This window comes from Streptomyces sp. R41, from assembly GCF_041053055.1.
In the GTDB taxonomy this organism is placed as follows: domain Bacteria; phylum Actinomycetota; class Actinomycetes; order Streptomycetales; family Streptomycetaceae; genus Streptomyces.
The window spans coordinates 1,184,496-1,205,262 of sequence record NZ_CP163443.1 but is presented as its reverse complement, the minus strand read 5'-3'; the positions used below and the strand labels follow the sequence as shown (position 1 = coordinate 1,205,262).

16 protein-coding genes are annotated in these 20,767 nt (G+C 67.7%); 8 read left to right on the top strand and 8 right to left on the bottom strand.

Annotated elements, in window-relative coordinates:
- Nucleotides 1–32 precede the first annotated feature (32 nt).
- Nucleotides 33–572 (top strand): FABP family protein, encoded by a 540-nt coding sequence (locus AB5J53_RS05920; RefSeq protein ID WP_369244544.1) that lies wholly within the window; start codon nt 33–35, stop codon nt 570–572.
- Nucleotides 573–724: 152 nt separating this feature from the next.
- On the opposite strand, the gene AB5J53_RS05915 is transcribed toward AB5J53_RS05920, so the two are convergent.
- Nucleotides 725–1,669 (bottom strand): ornithine cyclodeaminase family protein, encoded by a 945-nt coding sequence (locus AB5J53_RS05915; protein ID WP_369244543.1) that lies wholly within the window; start codon nt 1,667–1,669, stop codon nt 725–727.
- Between the two features lie 247 nt (nt 1,670–1,916).
- Nucleotides 1,917–2,465 (bottom strand): MarR family winged helix-turn-helix transcriptional regulator, encoded by a 549-nt coding sequence (locus AB5J53_RS05910; protein WP_369244542.1) that lies wholly within the window; start codon nt 2,463–2,465, stop codon nt 1,917–1,919.
- Between the two features lie 141 nt (nt 2,466–2,606).
- Here AB5J53_RS05910 and AB5J53_RS05905 point away from each other — a divergent pair, with 141 nt between their 5' ends.
- The 5 genes from AB5J53_RS05905 (at nt 2,607) to mca (ending at nt 8,023) form a co-directional block, all read left to right on the top strand.
- Entirely contained in the window at nt 2,607–3,170 is a 564-nt protein-coding gene (locus tag AB5J53_RS05905; RefSeq protein ID WP_369244541.1) for an NADPH-dependent FMN reductase, read from the top strand.
- A gap of 577 nt (nt 3,171–3,747) precedes the next feature.
- Complete coding sequence (locus tag AB5J53_RS05900; protein WP_369244540.1) at nt 3,748–5,256, top strand: MFS transporter; 1,509 nt, start codon at nt 3,748–3,750, stop codon at nt 5,254–5,256.
- A gap of 313 nt (nt 5,257–5,569) precedes the next feature.
- The gene (locus tag AB5J53_RS05895) at nt 5,570–5,827 is read left to right on the top strand and encodes a hypothetical protein (protein WP_369244539.1); all 258 of its coding nucleotides are present in this window, start codon (nt 5,570–5,572) and stop codon (nt 5,825–5,827) included.
- A 340-nt stretch (nt 5,828–6,167) separates the two neighbouring features.
- Complete coding sequence (locus AB5J53_RS05890) at nt 6,168–6,728, top strand: DoxX family membrane protein (protein ID WP_369244538.1); 561 nt, start codon at nt 6,168–6,170, stop codon at nt 6,726–6,728.
- 413 nt (nt 6,729–7,141) lie between these two features.
- On the top strand, nt 7,142–8,023 hold the full coding sequence (gene mca / locus AB5J53_RS05885) for a mycothiol conjugate amidase Mca (protein ID WP_369244537.1): 882 nt from the start codon (nt 7,142–7,144) through the stop codon (nt 8,021–8,023).
- Between the two features lie 56 nt (nt 8,024–8,079).
- Here mca and AB5J53_RS05880 read toward each other — a convergent pair whose 3' ends face one another.
- Nucleotides 8,080–8,505, bottom strand: coding sequence for an ATP-binding protein (locus AB5J53_RS05880; RefSeq protein ID WP_369244536.1), 426 nt, complete (start codon nt 8,503–8,505; stop codon nt 8,080–8,082).
- Between the two features lie 197 nt (nt 8,506–8,702).
- On the opposite strand from AB5J53_RS05880, the gene AB5J53_RS05875 reads away from it, so the two are divergent.
- Together AB5J53_RS05875 and glpK are read left to right on the top strand one after the other, a co-directional pair.
- A complete protein-coding gene (locus tag AB5J53_RS05875) occupies nt 8,703–9,470 on the top strand; it encodes an IclR family transcriptional regulator (RefSeq protein WP_369244535.1) in 768 nt (255 codons plus the stop codon).
- 39 nt (nt 9,471–9,509) lie between these two features.
- A complete protein-coding gene (glpK, locus tag AB5J53_RS05870; RefSeq protein WP_369244534.1) occupies nt 9,510–11,024 on the top strand; it encodes a glycerol kinase GlpK in 1,515 nt (504 codons plus the stop codon).
- An 18-nt stretch (nt 11,025–11,042) separates the two neighbouring features.
- Here glpK and sbnA read toward each other — a convergent pair whose 3' ends face one another.
- The 5 genes from sbnA to AB5J53_RS05845 all read right to left on the bottom strand — a co-directional run bounded on the left by sbnA (nt 11,043) and on the right by AB5J53_RS05845 (nt 20,403).
- Nucleotides 11,043–12,128, bottom strand: coding sequence for a 2,3-diaminopropionate biosynthesis protein SbnA (gene sbnA / locus AB5J53_RS05865; RefSeq protein WP_369244533.1), 1,086 nt, complete (start codon nt 12,126–12,128; stop codon nt 11,043–11,045).
- Between the two features lie 211 nt (nt 12,129–12,339).
- Nucleotides 12,340–13,410 carry a 2,3-diaminopropionate biosynthesis protein SbnB gene (gene sbnB, locus AB5J53_RS05860; RefSeq protein ID WP_369244532.1) on the bottom strand — a complete coding sequence of 357 codons (1,071 nt, stop codon included), beginning with the start codon at nt 13,408–13,410 and terminating at the stop codon, nt 12,340–12,342.
- Entirely contained in the window at nt 13,407–14,411 is a 1,005-nt protein-coding gene (locus AB5J53_RS05855; RefSeq protein ID WP_369244531.1) for a TauD/TfdA family dioxygenase, read from the bottom strand. The genes sbnB and AB5J53_RS05855 overlap by 4 nt, the downstream gene beginning before the upstream one ends.
- Nucleotides 14,412–14,434: 23 nt before the next feature.
- Complete coding sequence (locus AB5J53_RS05850) at nt 14,435–17,722, bottom strand: amino acid adenylation domain-containing protein (protein WP_369244530.1); 3,288 nt, start codon at nt 17,720–17,722, stop codon at nt 14,435–14,437.
- Nucleotides 17,723–17,832: 110 nt separating this feature from the next.
- Nucleotides 17,833–20,403, bottom strand: coding sequence for a Pls/PosA family non-ribosomal peptide synthetase (locus AB5J53_RS05845; RefSeq protein ID WP_369252076.1), 2,571 nt, complete (start codon nt 20,401–20,403; stop codon nt 17,833–17,835).
- Nucleotides 20,404–20,767: the final 364 nt, after the last annotated feature.

Here is a 20,767-nt window from a genome sequence, read left to right as displayed (position 1 = left end):
CGGCACCGGCACCGACCCCAGGAGCGCACACCGTGTTCGACCCCGCACCGGAGTACCCGTACCCCGACAGCCACCGACCGGACGAGGCGCCCGCACCGCACGCACTGCTCGAGCCCGTGCTCGGCCTCCTGGGCTCCTGGTACGGCCGGGGCCAGGGCGGGTACCCGACCCTCACCAGGGATTTCACGTACGCGCAGGAAGTGACCTTCAGCCATGACGGCCGCCCCTTCCTGCGCTACGAGGCCCGGGCCTGGCTGCTCGACGCCGATGACGCACCGCTGCGTCCGTCGGCCCGGGAGAGCGGCTGGTGGCGGCTCCAGCCCGACGGCCGGGTGGAGGCGCTGATCACCCAGCCCACCGGCATCGCGGAGATCATGGTCGGCCGTGCGACCGACAACACGGTCGACCTGTCCAGCCACGAGGTGGCCCTCGCCCCCACCGCCAAGAAGGTCGACGCCACCCGTCGCCGCTACACACTGGCCGACGACACACTCACGTTCGACCACGACCTCGAGGCGGTCGGTCAGCCCATGCAGCACCATCTCTCGGCACGGCTGCGACGCAGGGGCTAGGCGGTTTCGTCTGGATCGGTCGGTCGTCGGTCCGGGGGTGCCGTTAACAGGTGCGCCGTGGGCTCGGTTCGAGCCGTTGCCCGGGAGGTGATCGACGCGATCGCCTACAAGTTCCAGACCGGAACGCAGTGGGTCCACCTGCCGGAGAAGCGTCAGGAGAGCAGGTCGATCTTCTGTCCGATGTCATGCTGCTCTGCCTGCTGGTAGGCGACCCACGCCAGAGCGAGGTCTTGCCAGGGAAGTCCGACAGGCGCGTAGACGGAGCGGTCCGTCGCGCGGGTACGTCCCGGATGGTCGCCACGCAGAACCTCGCTGAGTGTGGCCTCGGCAGCCCAGGCCGCAAGGCCGGCGGCCGACAGCGCGCCTGTGGTCGCGGCGAGTTCCCGGTCGTCGACGACCAGGAGTGCAGATTCCAGCAGGTCGGCGGCGAGTTCCTGTTTGCCGGGTTCGTCGGCTCCTAGGCTTGTGATGTGTTGTCCTGGCCGGGTATCGGCCAGCCGGAGCAGCGGTGAGCGTGACCAGGTGGCGAGCAGGACGATGTCAGCGGCTGCGGCGACCTGTGTGGCAGATGTCAGGAGGCGGCCGTCGTGGCGTGAGGCGAAGGCGTGGGCGCGATCCGGATCCGAGTCGTGAATGACGATCTCGCGATGCCGTCGCAAGGCACTCAGACCATGCATCACGAGCTCGGCCTGCGCGCCTGCGCCGATCACTCCGAGTACTGACCCGGCCGCCGAGGCGGGGCTGGCCAGAAGGTGGGTTCCCAGGGCCGCAGCCAGTCCGGTGCGCCATGCGGTGATGGTGGCGGAATCCATCAGCGCGAGAAGTCGACCGTCATCACCGCTGTGGAGGCAGACAACTCCGCGCAGAGCTGGTCGGGCACCTGGGAACTTGGCGTTGACTTTCACCGTGTACGCCTTGATGCCAGGCAGTACACCGGGGATCAGAGCCGTGGCCGTTCCGGGAAATGGCAGGTCAGTACGTATTCTTTGTCCGGCTATCGGGGAGGCGGCGGCGCGGAAGCCGTCGCGCAGCGCAGCCATGCAAGACACCGGCTCCAGCACGGCCTGCAAGTCACTTCGAGTCAGTAGGCGGGTCATTCACTCATGATCTCTCTGGGCTTCAGGTCTCTGCCCCCGTACATGCGCGTGGCTTGTATGGGCGTCGGCGACGGCTGCCGCCGGCCGGTCCCGCCCGTTTGCCCGGACCAAGCGGTGTGATGAAACCGCCCCGGGTCCGGTAGGGATCTCACGACGTCTGGGATGGGGATGAGTGGCGTCACCGTGACGGCTGTTGCCGGCGCCGTTGCGTGCGACGTCGGATGTCCGGCGTTGCTCGCGTCGAGGTTCATTGTGGCGTGGTGTCCTGCTGTGGTTGCCGAGGGGCGGTGTTCTTGCGGGGGTTGGCCTGCTGTTCCTGGCGGTCGATCGTCTCGTTGATTTTCTCGGCGGTGGTGCGCAGGGTGTTGAGTTCGGCGGGGTCGAGGATGTCGAAGACGAGGTCGCGTACCCGGGCTACGTGTCCTGGGGCGGCTTCGGCGAGGTGGGCGTGGCCGGCTTCGGTCAGGATCGCTTGGGTGTAGCGGCCGTTGGTGGGGTCGGGTTCGCGGCGGACGAATCCTCGGCGTTCCAGCCTGCTGATCAGGTGGGAGAGGCGGGACTGTTCGGAGTTGGCGCGGATGGCCAGGTCGCTCATGCGCATGCGGTGTCCCGGCTGCTCGGACAGCCCGGCGAGGACGTAGTACTCGATGTAACTGAGGTGCGCGTCTTGCTGCAGCTGCGCTTCCAGGGCGCTGGGCAATCTCTGCATCATCAGGCCGAGTTGCTGCCATGTCTTTAGCTCCGCCGGGGTCAGCCAGCGGCGCTGATCGTTCGGGTGCGGAGGCTGTTCAGGCATGCCCGGAGTCTATCTGGCATGAACGTTCAGGAGTCGCGGCTCACACTTGAACATTCATGAGTCACTGCTCTAGGGTGTGACATGAAAGTTCATATGAAAGGGCCGGCCTCGCATCGGCGGCCCATCAAGGAGAAGACCCCCATGAGTGACCTGAAGATCGCCGTCATCCTCGGCAGCACCCGGCCCGGTCGCAACGGCAAGGTTGTCGCGGACTGGGTGGTGGACCGGTCCGGCGCCCGCACCGGCGTCGAGTACGAGCTGGTCGACCTCGCCGACTACCCGCTGCCCCACCTGGACGAGGCCATTCCGCCGGCCATGGGCCAGTACCAGGGTGAGCACACCAAGGCGTGGGCGGCCAAGATCGCCGAGTTCGACGGATACATCTTCGTGACCCCCGAGTACAACCACTCCACCTCCGGCGTACTCAAGAACGCGATCGACTACCTGTACGGCGAGTGGAACAACAAGGCCGCCGCCTTCGTCTCCTACGGCTCGCTCGGCGGCGCTCGGGCCATCGAGCACCTGCGGGGCGTGGCCAGCGAACTGCAGTTGGCCCACGTACGTCAGCAGCTGTCCTTCTCGCTGTTCACCGACTTCGAGAACTTCTCCGTCTTCAAGCCGGGCGAGCAGCACGACGCTGCCGCGACCACCCTGTTCGACCAGCTCGAGTCCTGGGCCCGCGCCCTCAAGACCGTCCGGGTCTGACGCCCTCGCCCGTCGGAAGGCGGGCGACGGGGAGACCGTCCATTCTCAGGTGAGTCCCGGAACGGACTGCGTTCCAGTTCCGGGACCGCACCTGAGAGCCCCACCATTCCCGCTACCGGCCACGGAGTGGTTCTTCGACCGGGAGGGCCCCTCGGGCCGCTTCACGATGCGGCGTACCGCTGCCGTCCGGATCGACCTGGACGGCGGGGAGGAGTCCAACAGTTTCTCTGGCCGTCGCCACCGCTGGGAACTCGCTCACCGTGTCGGCCCTGTCCGCCTAGCCGCCTTCGCCACTCCCCGATCGAGGACGGCCGGCCCAGTGGATGACTGTCCACGGGGCAGGCCGTCCGAGGGACCAGCCGCTCCGCATCATCGACCTCACGCCCTGACCGGGCACGGGGGCGGGGGTCTGGGGGCGCAGTACTGCCGAACGCGACGACGCGAGCGGGAATGGCCGGACAAGTAATCACCTCATCCGTGGCGGAGGCCCTCGCGGAGAGCGGTGATCCCTTCGAGGCGCGCCCTCAGGCACCTTCAGCCAGCCTTTTCCTCACGAAGTTCCGAAGTGGATACCTTCATGTCTCGAACAGCTTTCAAGGCTCCCGGTGACGCGCACGCCAACCGCTGGAAAGCGCTCGTCTTCATCGCGCTCGCCCAGCTGATGGTCGTCCTCGACACCACCATCGTGAACATCGCCCTGCCTTCCGCCCAGCAGGATCTGGGCATCTCCGACGGTGACCGGCAGTGGGTCGTCACGGCATATGCCCTGGCCTTCGGCGGTCTGCTCCTGTTCGGTGGCCGGGTGGGCGACCTGTGGGGCCGCAAGCGCGCCTTCGTCATAGGCCTGATCGGTTTCGCCGCCGCCTCCGCGCTCGGCGGCGCGGCGACCACCGGCGCGATGATGTTCGGCGCCCGCGCCCTCCAAGGCGTCTTCGGCGCCCTGCTCGCCCCGGCCGCGCTCTCGCTGCTCGCCGTGATGTTCACGGACGCCAAGGAGCGCGCCAAGGCGTTCGGCATCTACGGCGCCATCGCCGGTGGCGGCAGCGCCGTCGGCTTCATCCTCGGAGGTGTGCTCACCCAGTACCTGGACTGGCGCTGGACGTTCTTCGTCAACGTCCCGTTCGCGATCGCCGCGGCGGCCGGCGCCTACTTCGTCGTCCGTGAGCCCGAGGGCGGCCGCAACCACTCGCCGCTCGACATCCCCGGCGTCGTCCTGTCCACCCTGGGCCTGGTCTCGCTGGTCTACGGCTTCACCCGTGCCGAGTCCGACGGCTGGGGCGACACCACGACCATCTCCCTGTTCGTCGTGTCGGTGGTCCTGCTGCTTACCTTCGTTTTCACCGAGGCCAAGGTCAAGGCACCGCTGCTGCCCCTGCGCGTGGTCACCGACCGCAACCGCGGTGGCGTCTACCTCTCCCTCGGTATCGCGGTCATCGCGATGTTCGGCACTTTCCTGTTCCTGACGTACTACCTGCAGGTCGTGAAGGGCTACTCGCCGGTCAAGAGCGGGTTCTGCTTCCTGCCGATGGTGGCGGGCATGATGGTCGGCTCGACCCAGATCGGCACGCGTCTGGTGACCCGCGTCCCGCCCCGGTTCCTGATGGGCCCCGGCTTCCTGGTGGCCATGGCTGGCATGCTCCTGCTGGCGCAGCTGGAGGTCAGCTCGTCGTACGCCTCGACCGTCCTGCCAGCGCTGGTGCTGCTGGGTCTCGGTATGGGTACGACGTTCACGCCCGCCATGTCCCTGCCCACCCTGGGCATCGAGCCCCGGGACGCCGGTGTCGCCTCCGCGATGATCAACACCTCGCAGCAGGTGGGTGGCGCGATCGGCACGGCCCTGCTGAACACGATCGCCGCCTCCGCGACGACCTCGTACGTCAAGGACCACATCGCCGACGCCGCGACGGAGCCGCAGTGGCAGCTGGTCCAGCTGCAGGGTGTGGTGCACGGCTACGCCAACGCCATCTGGTTCGCCGTCGGCATGCTGGTGATCGCCACGCTGATCGTCCTGGCCCTGGTCAACGCCGGACGCGCGGGCAGTGAGGGCGTCGAGGACGAGGTGGCGGTGCCGGTGGTTGCCCACTGAGGCACCGGGTAGCCCTGAGGAAACCTGTCGTGGGGGTGTTGAGGGACGCCGTGCAGGCACGGATCCCCGGCACCTGTCCCGGCTTCCTGAATGAGCGGCTCAGCGGAGCCGGGGCAGGTGCACACCCGCTAGGTTCAGATGAAGACCCTCGGCGACGATCTCATGTTCTCGTCGAGGCTCTCTGCTGCTCGGATGGGCCAGCCGCTCGAACAGCGCCTGGCGCACGGCGGTCACACGGCCCGGCGTCGTGCGCCGCAGACCGCCACACCCTCGTCGGTGAGTATCGCGAACTGGCCCCCTTGTGGGCGGAGCAGTGTTCCCGGCCCACTCAGCCGCTCTTCTCCTGGCGGTCGATCGTCTCGTTGATTTTCTCGGCGGTGGTGCGCAGGGTGTTGAGTTCGGCGGGGTCGAGGATGTCGAAGACGAGGTCGCGTACCCGGGCTACGTGTCCTGGGGCGGCTTCGGCGAGGTGGGCGTGGCCGGCTTCGGTCAGGATCGCTTGGGTGTAGCGGCCGTTGGTGGGGTCGGGTTCGCGGCGTCACACTTGAACATTCATGAGTCATTGCTCTAGAGTGTGACATGAAAGTTCAAATGAAGGGCCGTCCTCCTGCGTGGCGGCCCGTGCTAGCCGAGAAGGCGAAGCCGCAAGGGTGCACCCGTCCTGCACGCACCCGCGCGTCCTCACACCGTCCGACGCCGCCCGGCTGCACCCAAGCGCGCCAGGAAGGTCCTGGACGACTGCGAGCCCGCCGGTCGGCGCCCTGCTTGATCTCCCGTTCCGGAACCTCCGGACCGATACATGCGACCCGGCATCTCCTCGCCATGCAGTCGCTGCGCCCTCATGGGTCGCGCGGCGCGACGCGGCGTCGGGCTCGCAGGCCGTACAAAGCATCCTCAGAAAGGACTCCCAGATGTCCGTTTTGCCTGTCGACACTCTGGACCACTCCGACTCCCGCGCTTTCGGAGCCGGTGAGCCAGGTACCCGGCTGCACGCCCACGACGCCGGGCTGCTGCTGTTGCGCCTGGCCCTCGGCCTGCCGATGGCGAGCCACGGAGCGCAGAAACTGTTCGGCTGGTTCTCCGGGGGAGGTGTGGACGGTACGGGACAGTTCTTCACCTCCGTTGGTTATCCGTCCGGGAAGGCGATGGCCGTGATGGCAGGGCTGAGCGAACTGCTCGGCGGGCTGGGCCTCGCCCTGGGGCTGCTGACGCCGCTCGCCGGAGCGGCGGTCGTCGGAATCATGGTGAACGCCGTGGCCGTGAAGTGGGGTGGCGGCTTCTTCGCCCCGACGGGTGTGGAGTACGAACTCACCCTTGCCGCAGGGGCGGCGGCCCTGGCCCTCAGCGGGCCCGGCCGCCTCGCTCTCGACGCTCACCTGCCCGGCGTGCGGACGCACCGTGCGGGCTACGGCGTCGCCGCGGTGGCTCTCGGCGTACTCGTGGCCACGATCGTGCTGCTGTTCCGCGCCTGACCGCGGACCGGTCTGACAGCCCCCCGGCGTCGGGCATCGGGATCGCGGCCGCCGCAGCGGGTGTCCCGCTCCGGGCCCCACCTCACCGCGCAACCCACGGGCTCGACAAGGAGCACGGGGGCGTACGAGCTGAGCCACGCGATCCGCAACCCGGTGCGACGCCGACGGCACGTGGAGGCTGAACGGCCTGCTGAACAGCCCGCGGCGTCCGGGCAGGGCGTCTACACCATGACGTGGACCCAGATGCTCGACGAAGAACTCGAGTTGACCGCCACGGCGACGGTGGACCGATACGCACACAACATTACGGCCATGAAAGGCATGGCAGGCCGGTGAGTGGTCCTCTGTTCGGTGCGGAGGGCCCCGGCTGAGGACTCCCGCCCCGCAGCGGGGCGATTCGGAAGGAACATGCGTTGACAGAGCAGTTGCGGATGATGGCGGTCCACGCCCATCCGGACGACGAGTCCAGCAAGGGCGCGGCCAGCATGGCGAAGTACGTCGCCCAGGGCGTGGACGTCCTGGTGGCCACCTGCACCGGGGGAGAGCGCGGTTCCATCCTCAACCCCAAGCTCCAGGGCGACCCGGAGATCGAGGGGAACCTCCACGAGGTCCGGCGCAAGGAGATGGATGCCGCACGGGAGATCCTCGGCGTCAAGCAGGCATGGCTGGGCTTTGTCGACTCCGGCCTGCCGGAGGGCGACCCGCTGCCCCCGCTGCCCGAGGGCTGCTTCGCCCTGGAGTCGGGGGAGAAGGCCGCGGAGCCGCTGGTGCGGCTCATCCGCGAGTTCCGCCCGCACGTGATCACCACGTACGACGAGACCGGCGGCTACCCGCACCCCGACCACATCATGACCCACACGATCACGAAGGCCGCCTTCGATGCGGCCGGGGACCCCGACGCCTACCCGGAGTCCGGTGAGCCCTGGCAGCCGCTGAAGCTGTACTACAACCACGGCATGTCGATGGCCCGGATCCGAGCCCTCCACGCCTACCTGGTGGAACACGGCCACGAGTCCCCCTACGGCGAGTGGATCGCCGGCTGGGAGAAGGAGGGCCGCAAGGAGCGCGAGTTCACCACCCGTGTGCAGTGTGCCGACTGGTTCGAGGTGCGCGACCGGGCGTTGATCGCCCACGCCACCCAGATCGACCCGGACGGCCCATGGTTCCGGGTACCGCTCGACGTCCAGCGCGAGGTCTGGCCGACCGAGGAGTACGAGCTGGCCCGCTCGCTGGTCGACACCTCGCTCCCTGAGGACGACCTGTTCGCCGGCGTCACCGCCGACATCACCGTCTGACCCTGTCCGCTCTTGTCGGCAATTCCAACCGGGGCCGACCAGCAGGGCCGCCTTTTTCATGCTGCGACGAGATCGGCCCACCGGGTGACCCCGCCGACGTGGACATGTATGCCGTGCCGAGTCGCCAGTGCGTGGACGATCTCCTCGCCCCGGCCGTGCTCGTCCGGGTCGATTCCCGCGGGTGACTGCCCGGCCGGAAGCACACGTCCCGCGTCGGTGACTTCGACGCGCAGGGTGCCGAGCCCGTCGCTGCGGACCCAGGTCAGCCGGAGCTCCGCCGGGGGCAGGGCGTGCACGATCGCGTTGGTGACCAGCTCCGTCACCACCAGGAGTGCGTCATCGACGATCTGCGGGTAGACGTTCCAGTCGGCGAGGAGTGCTCTCACCCGTCGGCGTACGGCCGACACGGCCCCGGTGAAATGCGGCAGCGGAAAGACCTGTTCGACTGCCTGCCGAGGCATCGTATTGAGCTGTACCGCCATGTGCTCTCCTCCGGTGACCGCTGTCGGCCGGATGCCGGGCCTCAGCGGACGTTGCCGGGCCTCCGAGCACGTTATGGAGGGCGGCGAGGAGGGTCAATGAATGGCGGTCGGCATTACCGAACGTCTACGGTCATTCAGTGGTGAAGCACCCACCCGCACGTAAAGCGGACCCTCCCTGGCGGTAATAGGCTCGTTTCATGGCCGGCCCAGTCCAGTCGATCGAACGGGCGGCGGCGATCTTGCGTCTGCTCGCCGGTGGGCCCCGTCGGCTCGGCCTCGGCGAGGTGGCGGCTTCGCTCGGGCTGGCGAAGGGCACCGCCCACGGCATTCTGCGCACCCTCCAGCATGTGGATTTCGTGGAGCAGGATGCCGCGACCGGAAAATACCAGCTGGGGGCCGCCCTGCTGCACCTCGGCACCAGCTACCTCGACGTCAATGAGCTGCGGTCGCGCTCGATCAACTGGGCCGATGCCCTGGCCGCCCGTAGCGGGGAAGCGGTCCGCCTGGGCACCCCCCTGGAAGGCAACGTCCTCGTCATCCACCACGTCTTCCGGCCGGATGACACCCTCCAGACCCTGGACGTGGGTGCGCTGCTGCCCCTCCACGCCTCCTCGCTCGGCAAGGTTCTGCTGGCCTTCGGGACGGCGCCCCTCGATCCGGCCCTGGAAGCCGGGCTGGAGGCATACACCCGGCACACCCTGGTCGTCCCGGAGCAACTCACTCGGGCGCTCGCCGAGGTCCGGGAACTCGGATGGGCCGCCGAGGTCCAGGAAATGAGCATGGGCGAAGCCGGTGTCGCCTCGCCGATCCGAGGGCACGGCGGCCTCGTGGTGGGTGCCATCAGCCTGTCCGGGCCGGTCGAGAGGATCTGCGACAGCCAAGGCCGTCCCCGACCGAGCCTGATCACCCTGCTCCGTGAGGCCGCACGGGCGATCTCCAGAGACCTGGGAGCAGCTCGCTGGTAAATCCCCGCCTCCTCGACACATCGGAAGGCAGATCCGATCATGGTTGAACGGTATGTGATGTCCATCGATCAGGGCACTAACTCCACCCGATGCATTCTGTTCGACCACCATGGGCGGTTGGTGTCGGTCGCCCAGCGTGAGCATCAGCAGCACTTCCCGAGGCCCGGCTGGGTCGAGCACGACGCCGTCGAGATCTGGCGCAATCTGCAGCGCGTCGTTCCCGAGGCGTTGTCCGAGGCCGGTGTCGGCGCGGGAGAGATCGCCGCCATCGGGATTGCCAATCAGCGGGAGACGACGGTGCTCTGGGACCGGCAGACGGGTGCTCCGCTGGGCAGGGCGATCGTCTGGCAGGACACCCGCACAGGACCGATCGTCGAGGAGCTGAGACACCAACCAGGAGACGAATTCTTCCTCGAGCGTTGCAGTCTGCCCCCCTCGACCTACTTCTCGGCGCCACGGATCCGCTGGCTGTTCGACCATGTCAGTGGACTGGATCAGCGCGCCAAGGACGGCGAGGTGCTCTTCGGCACCATGGAGAGCTGGCTGATCTGGAACCTCACCGGGGGCACGGACGGCGGCCTGCACATCACCGACGCCACCAATGCCAGCCGCACCATGCTGATGAACATCCACACGCTCACCTGGGACGAGGAGCTGCTGGCGTTCTTCGGGGTGCCCCGCCCCATGCTGCCCGAGATCCGGTCTTCGGCCGAGGGCTACGGCGATGCCCGTTCGGTCCTCCCGGGGGTCCGTATCGCGGCCGCCCTCGGTGATCAGCAGGCCGCCCTGTTCGGCCAGACCTGTTTCTCCCCGGGCGAGGCGAAGTGCACGTACGGAACGGGCAGTTTTCTGCTGCTGAACACCGGTACCGATGTCGTGCGCTCCCGGCACGGACTCCTCACGACCGTCGCCTACAAGATCGGGGACCAGCCCCCGGTCTACGCCCTGGAAGGTTCGATAGCCGTCACCGGCTCGCTGGTCCAGTGGTTCCGTGACCGTCTGGGACTGATCAGCAGCGCGCCGGAGATCGAGACGCTCGCGCGGACGGTCGAGGACAACGGCGGTTGCTACATCGTCCCCGCGTTCTCGGGTCTGTTCGCCCCCCACTGGCGCAGCGACGCACGCGGTGTCATCGTCGGCCTCACCTCGTACATCACCAAGGGACACCTGGCCCGAGCCGTCCTGGAGGCCACCGGCTGGCAGACGCGAGAGGTCGTCGACGCCATGAACGCCGACTTCTCGGTCGCCCTGAAGCAGCTCAAGGTGGACGGCGGCATGACAGCGGACAACCTGCTCATGCAGTTCGTGGCCGACGTGCTCGACGTGCCCGTGGTGCGCCCGATGGTCGTCGAGACGGTTTCCCTGGGCGCCGCCTACGCCGCGGGCCTCGCCGCCGGCTACTGGCCGGACCTGGAAGTCCTGCGCCGCAACTGGCACCGGGCCGGCCAATGGCTGCCGGACATGGACCCCGAGCGGCGGGAGTCGGAATACGACAACTGGCAGCGCGCCGTCGAGCGTTCGCTGGGGTGGATCAAACCGCCGAGGTCCACCTGATTCCGGGTGGAACTCGGCTCACCAGGTCTTACGTCTTTGGAACTGATGGCGCCGTTTGCCATTGCGGTCGGCGTTCTTCAGGTCCAGCGGTCGGCCCCACTGTGTGCGTGGCGTGGGGGAGGATGCCCAGGGACCGACGGCCACCTCGTCCGATGTGAGCACGTCTGCGCCGTAAAGATCGTGCAGCCAGTTGGTCTGGTAGATGGTGTCGAGGTAGCGCTCGCCGAGATCCGGGGCGACGGCCACGGCGGTGAGTTCGCGCTCGTCATGCTGGGCCAGCCAGCCCATGGCGCCACTGACCACCGTGCCGGTGGAGCCGCCGAACAGGAATCCGCGCCTGGCCAGACGATGGCAGGCACGGATGGTGTCCGCCTCCTCGACCCGAATCACCTCATCCACATAGGACTCGTCGAGCAGCGGCGGGCGCATGCTCATCCCCAGGCCGGGGATCATCCGGCGCCCTGGGGTACCGCCGAAGGCCACCGAGCCGACGCTGTCCAGTGCGATGATCCGTACCGGCCGGTGCCACTCCCGGAAGTAGCGCGCGCAGCCCATCAGGGTCCCGGCGGTGCCGGTCCCGAGGAACAGCACGTCCAGCTCGGGGAACTGGCGGGCGATCGCCGGCCCCGTCTTGCGGTAGTGCGCCTTCCAGTTGCTCGGATTGGTGTACTGGCTGAGCCACACGTATCGCTCATCGGAGGCGCACAGCGCGCGGACGTACTCGATCCGCGCGCCGAGGAAGCCGCCGTTGGCCTCCTGGCCGGCAATGATGTGCACCTGGCTGCCCAGGGCTTCCATCATCATCCTGGTCGACAGGTTGCAGCGGGAGTCCGTCACGCACAGGAACCGGTAGCCCTTGCTTGCCGCGATCATGCTCAGAGCCACACCGAGGTTCCCGGACGAGGACTCGACCAGGATCGAATCCGGCTTCAGGAGTCCATCTCGCTCCGCGGTCTCCACCATCTCGGTCGCGGCCTTCAACTTGATCGAGCCGGCGAAGTTGAAGCCCTCACACTTCAGGAAGAGGGCGTGCCCGAATGTCGGCCGAAGGTCGACATAGAGCTCCTCTTCGTTGAAGTCGTGGGGAACGGATATGACGGGCACGATGGTCTCCTCTATCTGGAGCAGAGCACTTTCGGAACGTCCGTCCGACCGTGAGCGGGCTTCTCGCTTCGGGGGCGGGAGCCCGTGTCCAACCAGGCCGGAGGGGCCCTGCGTCAGTGGCCGCTGTCTCGTCAGTCCTGACCTGCAGCGACTTGACCGGCGATCTCTCCTGGGGTCAGCCCTGGACAAGCCTCCTTGGCTCTCGGCAGGGTCATCCGTACCGGCTCAGGTCGTGGAAGAAGTCGTCGACGATGTGCAACTCCCCGCAGCGGACCACTTCGTCGTAGACGTGCTTGCCGACCGCGAGGTCGAGGACCCCGAGGCCGAAGGGCGAGAACACCACCGGCCGGTCCGCCGGCGCCTTCACCCGCCCGGCCATCACGTCGTCCAACGTGCCGTGCAGGAACTCCCGGTTGCCGGTGAGCTGCTCGGCCAGATGCGGCGAGGTGTTGGCCTGCAGGCAGTGCTCGATGTCATCGACGATGTTGGTCGAGGAGAGCAGGATCTCCGGTGCGAGGTCGCGCAGCGACACGTGCAGCACCAGTGGGTTGTGCGCGAACCAGGAGAGGTCGTTGACATGCGGTTGACCGGCGACGGTGGCGAAGACCACCAGGTCGCTGTTTCGGATCAACTGCTCGGCGCTGTCGTGCACGGTGATCCGGCCGGTGGCGCCCGCCTGTTCCAGGTAGCACCGGAAGCCTGCCGCGCTGTCGGCGGACAGGTCGTGCACGCCGATGTCGTCGAAGGACCAGCCGGTGCCGGCCAGGAAGGTGTGGATGTAGCGGGCGATCAAGCCCACTCCGAAGAACCCGACACGCGTCGGGCGGGGCCGGCCGCGGCTGAGCCAGTCGGCCGCCGACGCCGCCGACGCGGCCGTCCTGGTGGCGCTGATGATCGAGCTTTCCAGACAGGCGAACGGGTAGCCGGTGTCATGGTCGTTGAGGATCAGCACGGCCGAGGCCCTCGGGATCCCGGCCTTCACGTTCTCCGGGAAGCTGGAGATCCACTTCAGGCCGTCCACCCGTACGTCCCCGCCGATGGAGGCGGGCAGCGCGATGATCCGGGAGGACGGGCGGTCGGGGAAACGCAGGAAGTACGACGGCGGGTTCACCGAATCACCGGCGCCGTGCACCCGGTAGGTGGCCTCGACCAACTCCACGATCTGTTTCTCGCGTCCGTGCAGCGCGCGCTGGACCTGGGCACCGGAGATCACCGCGAACGGTGGCACGATCATCGGCGCGGGCATCGCGGAATCGGTTGCGGTGGAATCGATGGTGGTCATCGTGCGGTCACCTCGACGGTCGGCGAGCAGTCGGACAGATGCACCGGGTCGGCCAGGGCGACGACCACTTCGCGCGGTCCCTCGAAGGGCTCCCTGCTGTGCGCGGTGCGGACGTTGTCGACGAGCATCAGGTCGCCGGCCTGCCACGGCTCGCGTGCGGTGTTGGCCTCGTAGACGCTGTTGAGCAGCTGCACGACGTCCTCGCCGATCGGGTCGCCGTTGCCGAAGCGAGTATTGAACGGCAGCCCGTCGGCGCCGTAGACGTCCACCAGGTACTCGCGCACCTCGGGGGCCATCGTCCATTCGTTGAGGAACGCGATCTGGTTGAACCAGCAGCGTCGGCCGGTGCCCGGGTGACGCACCACGGCGCTGCGGCGCTGCCTGGTCCGCAGCCCACCGTCGGTCTGCCACTCGAACGTGATCGCGTTGGCGCGGCAGTAGCTCTCGACGGCGTCACGGTCCTCGGTGCCGAACGCCTCGGCGATGGACGCCCCGATCTCGTCGTTGTAGCTGCGGGTGAGCAGCCAGCCCTCCCGCTCGAACCGCTCGGTCAACTCGGCGGGCAGCGCGTCAAGTACGGTCGTCGAGTCGGCCACCGCGGTCGCCCCGCCCTCGGTGGGCGCGCTGAGACAGGCGAACATCATCAGGCCGGGGAACTCGAGCGTGTAGCTCAGTTCGTGGTGCATGCACATCGGCTGGTTCGGCGGCCACTTCGACGAGGAGTACACGCCGTCGGAGTAGGTTTGCCGGGGCGTGAAGGCCTCCTTCTCGGTCATCAGACCAGTGGCCAGCCTCGAGAAGACGGCGCCGGTGTCGGCCGCGTCGCGCAGCCCGAGGCCGCGGACCAGGACCGATCCGTGCTCGGCGACGACAGCGCGCAGCGCGTCCCGGTGCTCGGCCGCCCAACTCGGCGCGCCGCTGGTGGCCTCGGCCCGCAGAAGCGGAGGTTTGCCGGGTTTGAGTTCCACGTCGACCAGCGACGCCGTGGATTGGGACGACATCTCGATTTCCTTTCCGTTGCCACTCAGGAGGAAGCGAACAATTCGGCGGCGCGCAGCACGGCCTGTGCCGCCTCGGCCGGACGGGTGCGCAGGAAGTAGTGGCCGCCATCGGCGAGTTCGTGCAGGTCGACCTGGTCGGCCAGGAGCTGCCAGTCGCGGTACTGGCGCCGGTACTCCGTCGTGCTCGGGTCGTCGGCGGCGACGACCACGGTGACCGGCGCGGACAGCTTCAGCGTTGGCGGGCTGTCCAGGACATCGGCGAAATAGCGGTGTGCGGACACGCAGTCGTGCCGGTAGGCGGCACCGATGTGCTCGGCGTGCCGCGTATCCAGCTCACCGAGCTCGGTGTACCCGCCGTCCGCGCTCAGCCTCGCGGCGATCTCGGCGTTGCTCCGCCCGGTCAGTTCCGTGATGGCGGCGCGCCGGTCGGCGGCGTTGCCGAGCAACTGCGCGCCGAGGAACACCCGTTGGACGTCCACTCCGCGCTCGCGCAGCTTTCCGGCCGTCTCCAGGGCGAACGCGGTGCCCGAGGAGTGGCCCCACAGCAGGACCCTGGTCAGGCCACGCCGGATGATCTCGACGACGACCTGCTCGACCACCTGTGTCATCGGCGCGAACGGCTCGCTCTCGGCGGCCAGGTCGTGACCCGGCAGCTCAACGGCGTAGACCGCCGGCCCGCCGCCCGGCAGTGCCCCGGCCATCGGCTGGAAGTTCACCGCGTTGCCGCCAGCGTAGGGGAAGCACACCAGGGCAGTGGCCTGCGTCCCGTCCGATTCCGACAGTGGCTGAAGCAGCCCGGAGCGCCGCTCGGAACTGCCGTCGACGGGCCCGGAGCGCGGTGTGGACCTGCCGTCGACCAGCCCGGCCAGATCGGCAAGGATCGGGTGACCGGTGACGTCCTTGAGGGACACCGCGCGGTCCAGGGTGATCGCCAGCTTCACCGCCGACAGCGACGTGCCGCCCCGGTCGAAGAAGTGGTCCCGCCGTCCGATCTGGCTCTGCGGGATGCCGAGCACCTTCGCCCATGCGGCCGCCAGCTGCTGTTCGGTCGGCGTATGCGGCGCGCGGAAGTCCTCCTGAACGACGTCGAGTTCCCCCGCAAGCGCCCGCAGAGCCTTCCTGTCGATCTTGCTGTTGGCCGTCAGCGGCAGACTTTCCCGCCAGTGGAAGGCCGACGGGACCATGTACTCGGGCAGCGACTCACCGAGCCGGTCCGGCAGGACGTCGACCTCGAGTGGCCGTGGGCCGGAGTAGAACGCCACCAAGTGCTGGCTCTGGTCGGCCCGTTCGGCGACCACCACAGCACCGTCGCGCACGCCGGGCACCCGCAGCAAGGTGTTCTCGATCTCGCCGATCTCGATCCGGAAGCCACGAATCTTCACCTGGGTGTCCCGGCGGCCGAGGAACTCCAACTTGCCCTCGGGCGTCCAGCGGCCGTAGTCGCCGCCCCGGTAGAGCCGGGCGCCGTCACGGTGCGGATCGGGCAGGTAGGCCTGCCGGGTGCGCTCGGGGTCGTTGACGTATCCGCGGCCGACGCAGACGCCGGAGAAGACGATCAGACCGGGGGCGCCGAGCGGCACCGGGTTGAGGTGCTCGTCGACGACGTAGACGTGCACATTGTTGACCGCCGGACCCAGCAGGACCCGGTCTCCGGCAGGCACGCGGTCCATGACCTCGTGGTTGGTGTCGTCCGAGGTCTCGGTCAGCCCGTAGGCGTTGACCAGCTTGATCGCGGGCTGGGCGGCGAACCAGCGCTGGGTGAGCTCCATCTTCAGCGCCTCGCCGGTGACCGACACGCACCGCAGGTCCGGCAGCTCGCGGGGGTGCTGCTGCAGACAGGACACGATGACGTCCAAGTAGGAGGGTACGACCTGGAGGACGGCGACCCGGCCGTCAATGATCTTGTCGACGAACCGCTGGACATCGAGGATCACTTCCTGCTCCACGAGCAGGGTCCGCCCCCCTACCAGGAGCGCGGACAGCAGTTGCCACAGCGAGATGTCGAAGCACTGGGGTGCGGTCTGGGCGACCACCTGTCCCTCGCCGATCTCCAGGTCGTCGATCTTGGCGTAGAGATGGTTGAGCATGCCGGCGTGCTCGCACATCGCGCCCTTGGGCTCTCCGGTGGAGCCCGAGGTGAAGTAGATGTAGGCGAGTTGGTCCGGGGCGACATCGGTGCCCAGATCACCGTCGGCATGATCCTCCTCGTAGGCTGCGTCGATGTAGACGGTCCGGATCCCGGGCAGCGAGGCGAGCGCGTGGTCGAGGGTGGCGGTGCTGCCGTGTTCGGTGAGCACGAGTGCGCACTCGGCACGAGAGAGCGTGGTGGCGATGCGACCGGCCGGGAAATGCGGCTCGATGGGCAGGTACACGCCCCCGGCCTTGAAGACCGCCAGGACCGCGGCCAGCCAGTCCAGGTTGCGCTCGGTCACCACCGCGACCACACCTTCGCGGCGCAGCCCCCGCGCCAGCAGAGCGCGTGCCAGCCGATTGGCCCGGGAGTTGAGCTCGTGATACGTCCACTGCCGCTCGCCGTGTACGGCCGCGACGGCGTCCGGGTGTGTCCTCACCCGCTCTTCGAACAGCTCGTGCACCCGCCGGTCCGGCAGGGTCCGGCGCGGTCCGGCGAGCCCTTCGAGCTGGAAGTGGAGTTCCTCGGCGCAGAGCAGGCTCTGCTGCCCGTGCGCGGCGTCCGGATCGGCGGCGATCAGCGCGAGCGCGGTGACGTGGTAACCGGCGATCCTGACAGCGCAGTCGGCGTCGAGCACGTCCGTCCGGTACCGCAGCCGCAGCACGAGCTGGCCGCCATGACGGGAGAACCCGACCCACAGCACGGTGTCCTCGGCCAGGTCGCCCCCGACGCCGCTCGGGTCGAACACGGTCTCGAACGGCGGTTCGGTCAGGCCCATCTCGCGCCGGAGATCGTCGACCGGGAAGTCCTTGTGCGACAGCAATTCCGACTCGACTTGATGGGTGTTCAGCAGCAGTGCCCGCCATGTATCGGGTTCGGTCGTCAGCCGGCAGGGCAACGGCCGGTCGCCCGCTGCGGAGACGTAGCCGGACACGACCTCACGCTCACCGGACAGCGCGGCCAGCACTTTGGCGTGCGCGGCCAGCAGCGCCGAGTTGAGCGGCACCGCCAGGTCCTCGGTGAGGCGGCGCAACGGTCCTACGACGTCTTCCGGGACCGTCGTCTCGTGGTCGACGACGCCCGTCACCGGATTGAGGGTCCACCGCGGTATCGCGGTGAAGCCACCGGCGACGAGCTCACCGCGCCAGAACTCCTGGTCGGCTTCCACGTGCACTCCCATCGGATCTTGCCCCCACCACTCACGGTCGCCACGGCGCTGTGGGCCGCCCATCAGGGCGACGCCTAAGGCGTCGCCGTTTTCTCGCCTGATCTGCGGGTCGGTCATGTTCTTCAGCCAGTTGGGGGTGTCGACCGAGACGGTCCCGCCGGGTCTGTCCGTACGAGTGCGGCAGGCCGATGGGGGGCATCTCGCATCTCCACGGCGGGGTTTCCGCCCCATCGAGCGCTCCGCGGAACCTCCTCGCCTTTCATGAGGAAGGAGTCGGGGGCGAGCACTGCGCCGTCGCCCATCGTCACGCCGTAGTGGACGTGGGCGCCGACACCGAGGGTGCAGCCGACGCCGATCGTGCTGCGGTCGGACTTGAAGGTGCCGTCCTCCTGCGAGTGGCACTGGATCTTGCTTCCCGCATTGAGCGTGCAGTCGCTCCCGATGGTGGTGAGCGTTCGCTCCGTCAAATAGCAGCCGTCATCGAAGACCCTGCTGCCGAGCCGAACACCCAGCATCCGCCAGATCACGTTCTTGAAAGGGGTGCCGTTGAAGACGTTGAGGTACTCGTCAGGCACCTTCCAGAGGCGCTCGTGCCACCAGAAGTACGGGTCGTAGATGGAACACAACTGCGGTCGCAGCGTACGGAATGCCGCGATGCCGCGCTCCACGAGTACGAAGTACACAGGGGTGAACCCGAGGCTGAACACCAGGAAAGCGGCGATCAGTACGTGCCCGAAAGAATCGTACAGATCGACGTCCGCGAGGCCGACCACCGTGATCACGAAGAAGTAGAGCCACCGCACGAGCAGGAAGAGGGCCATCGAGCGGATGTTGTAGCGGTTCTTTGCGGCGAGGTTGCGGCGAAACTCTTCGCCGTTCCGGAGATGGTCGAAGCGGGAGTCGCGCTCCACCGACCGGGGAATCTCGAAGCACGGTGAGCCGAGCAGGCCCACCCCTTCGCGTACCTCACCGTCGAGAGGAATCATCACCTTCGTCGCGAGGAGGCAGTTTTCGCCCGTCCTGGCCCCGGAGGGATAGGCGATGTTGTTCCCGATGAAGTTGCGTGGCCCGATCGAGGTCCGGGAAACCCGGAAGGACGTACTCGAGAAGTCGGCGTTGACGATGGAGAGCCCGTCGGCGACCATCGTTCCGCTGCCGACGGAAACGAGATACGGGGTCTCGTGCTGCACTTCCGTGCCGAAGTTCGACCCGGTCTGCTCGACCCGGGACAAGTCGTATCCGAGGGCGTGCAAGTAGTGGACGATGTAGGAGCTGTCACCGAACAGCCATTTGAAGAACTTTATGTTGGTCATGCGCCCGATCGCCCGGTGTGTCGAGTAATGAAGCCCGTACAGCGGATAGACCTTGTCCGGCTTGACGAGCACGTTCAGCAGGCGCGGAACGGTGAACAGTACGGCCAGGCCCACGACGACGAAGCCGAAGAACAGCACGAAGGACAGGATCAGCGCGTCGATGTAGAGAGCCGGCGACGTGAACCCCACCGCGCCCGGGCCCAGTCGGTTGTGCAGCGCCGGAATCAGGTTGAAGAGCATGTACGCGCCCCCGACAGTCAGCGGCACATACAGGAAGAACAGCTGAAGCACGGTGACGAGGCCGAATCCGGCCCGGCGCAGTGTGCCGCACTTGGCCGGCCCGATCCTCAGGTAGTCATGCTCCGTGGGCTGTGCCGGGGATCCGTGCCAGCGCTGGCCGTCCGGGACCGCCTGGCCGCTGTACAGCGTGGAGGTGTGGCCGAGTTGCGCCCCGTCGCCCATGGACGTGTCGATGTCGAGCACGGTCTTCTCACCGATGAACACGTCCCGGCCCAGGGTGACCCGGCCGGTCTGGATACGGCCGGCGTGCGCCCGGTAGCAGTGGAAGAACGAGTCTTTGCGGATCACCGTGCCGGCGCCGATCGTCAGCAGGTCGGGGCAGACCGGAACGTTGCGCGAGAGGATCGTGACCCCCTTGCCGATCCGCGCGCCCAGGGCTCGCAGATACAGCACGTACAGGGGATTGCCGACGAAGAAAATCATCGGGTTGGCGTGGATCAGCACCTTGACGGTCCAAAAGCGCAGATACGTCAGACCCCAGACCGGGAACTCGCGCGATTTCCACCGGCCGACCAGGAGCCATTTCGCCACGATCGGGAAGGTGCACAGACCGACGAAGCCGATGCCGCCGAAGACGGTCGATCGCAGGTAGATGTCGATCGTATCCACGCCGGCGGAGACCCATGCATAGCCTCGGTCGGCAACAAATCCGGCGAGGAAGGAATATCCCACGAAAAGCAGGAACTGCACCGTTCCGCAGAGGACATACTGCAGTGGGCCGGCCGGTGTCACCGCCTCGGTCGGCGCCGGGGGCGACGACTCGTCAGGGGCGGGCGCTGCGTCCGCGAGTCCCGTTGCCAGGCTGCGGATCGTCGGGTGCCGGTAGATGTCCTTCATCGACGCCGAGGGGAGGTCTGCCCGTTTCCTGACCCGTGCACAGAATTGAGCCATCACCAACGAGTTGGCGCCGAGGTCGTCGAAGAAGTGGCTGTCGACCGACACCCGCTCGACGGATATGACGTCGGCCAGAACCTCGGCGAGGTCCCTCTCGATGCCGTTCTTCGGGCCGGTATCGCTGCGCTTGTCGATCGCAGATTCATCCGGCCCGGGCGTCAGGACTTCGACGGACTTCTCCTCCATGCGAGCTCCTTGAGGAACTGTCGAGCGCACTCGGCCACTACGGTCGGCGCCCTGTACTCGCGTTTTTTGATGTCCGGAGCGAGCTATCCGGAAGTCATGAGTTCGGGAGGTGTTGACGGGTTCCAAAACCGTGTTAAGTCTCCAATGTCCACCGTCGGGCTGCCACTCGAACTCGATCGCTTTGGCGCGGCAGCAGCTCGCGACGGCGCCCGGACGGCCTCGCTGCCGGACGCCTGACGTCGGCAGCGCCGGGCGTTCGCCGCCCGATTCACTCCTCGTCAGCGATCGCGCCCGACAGGACGTCGATGAGCTGCGCACCGGTCGCGTCTTACTGCATACGAGTGGCATATGCCTGACCCGGAAG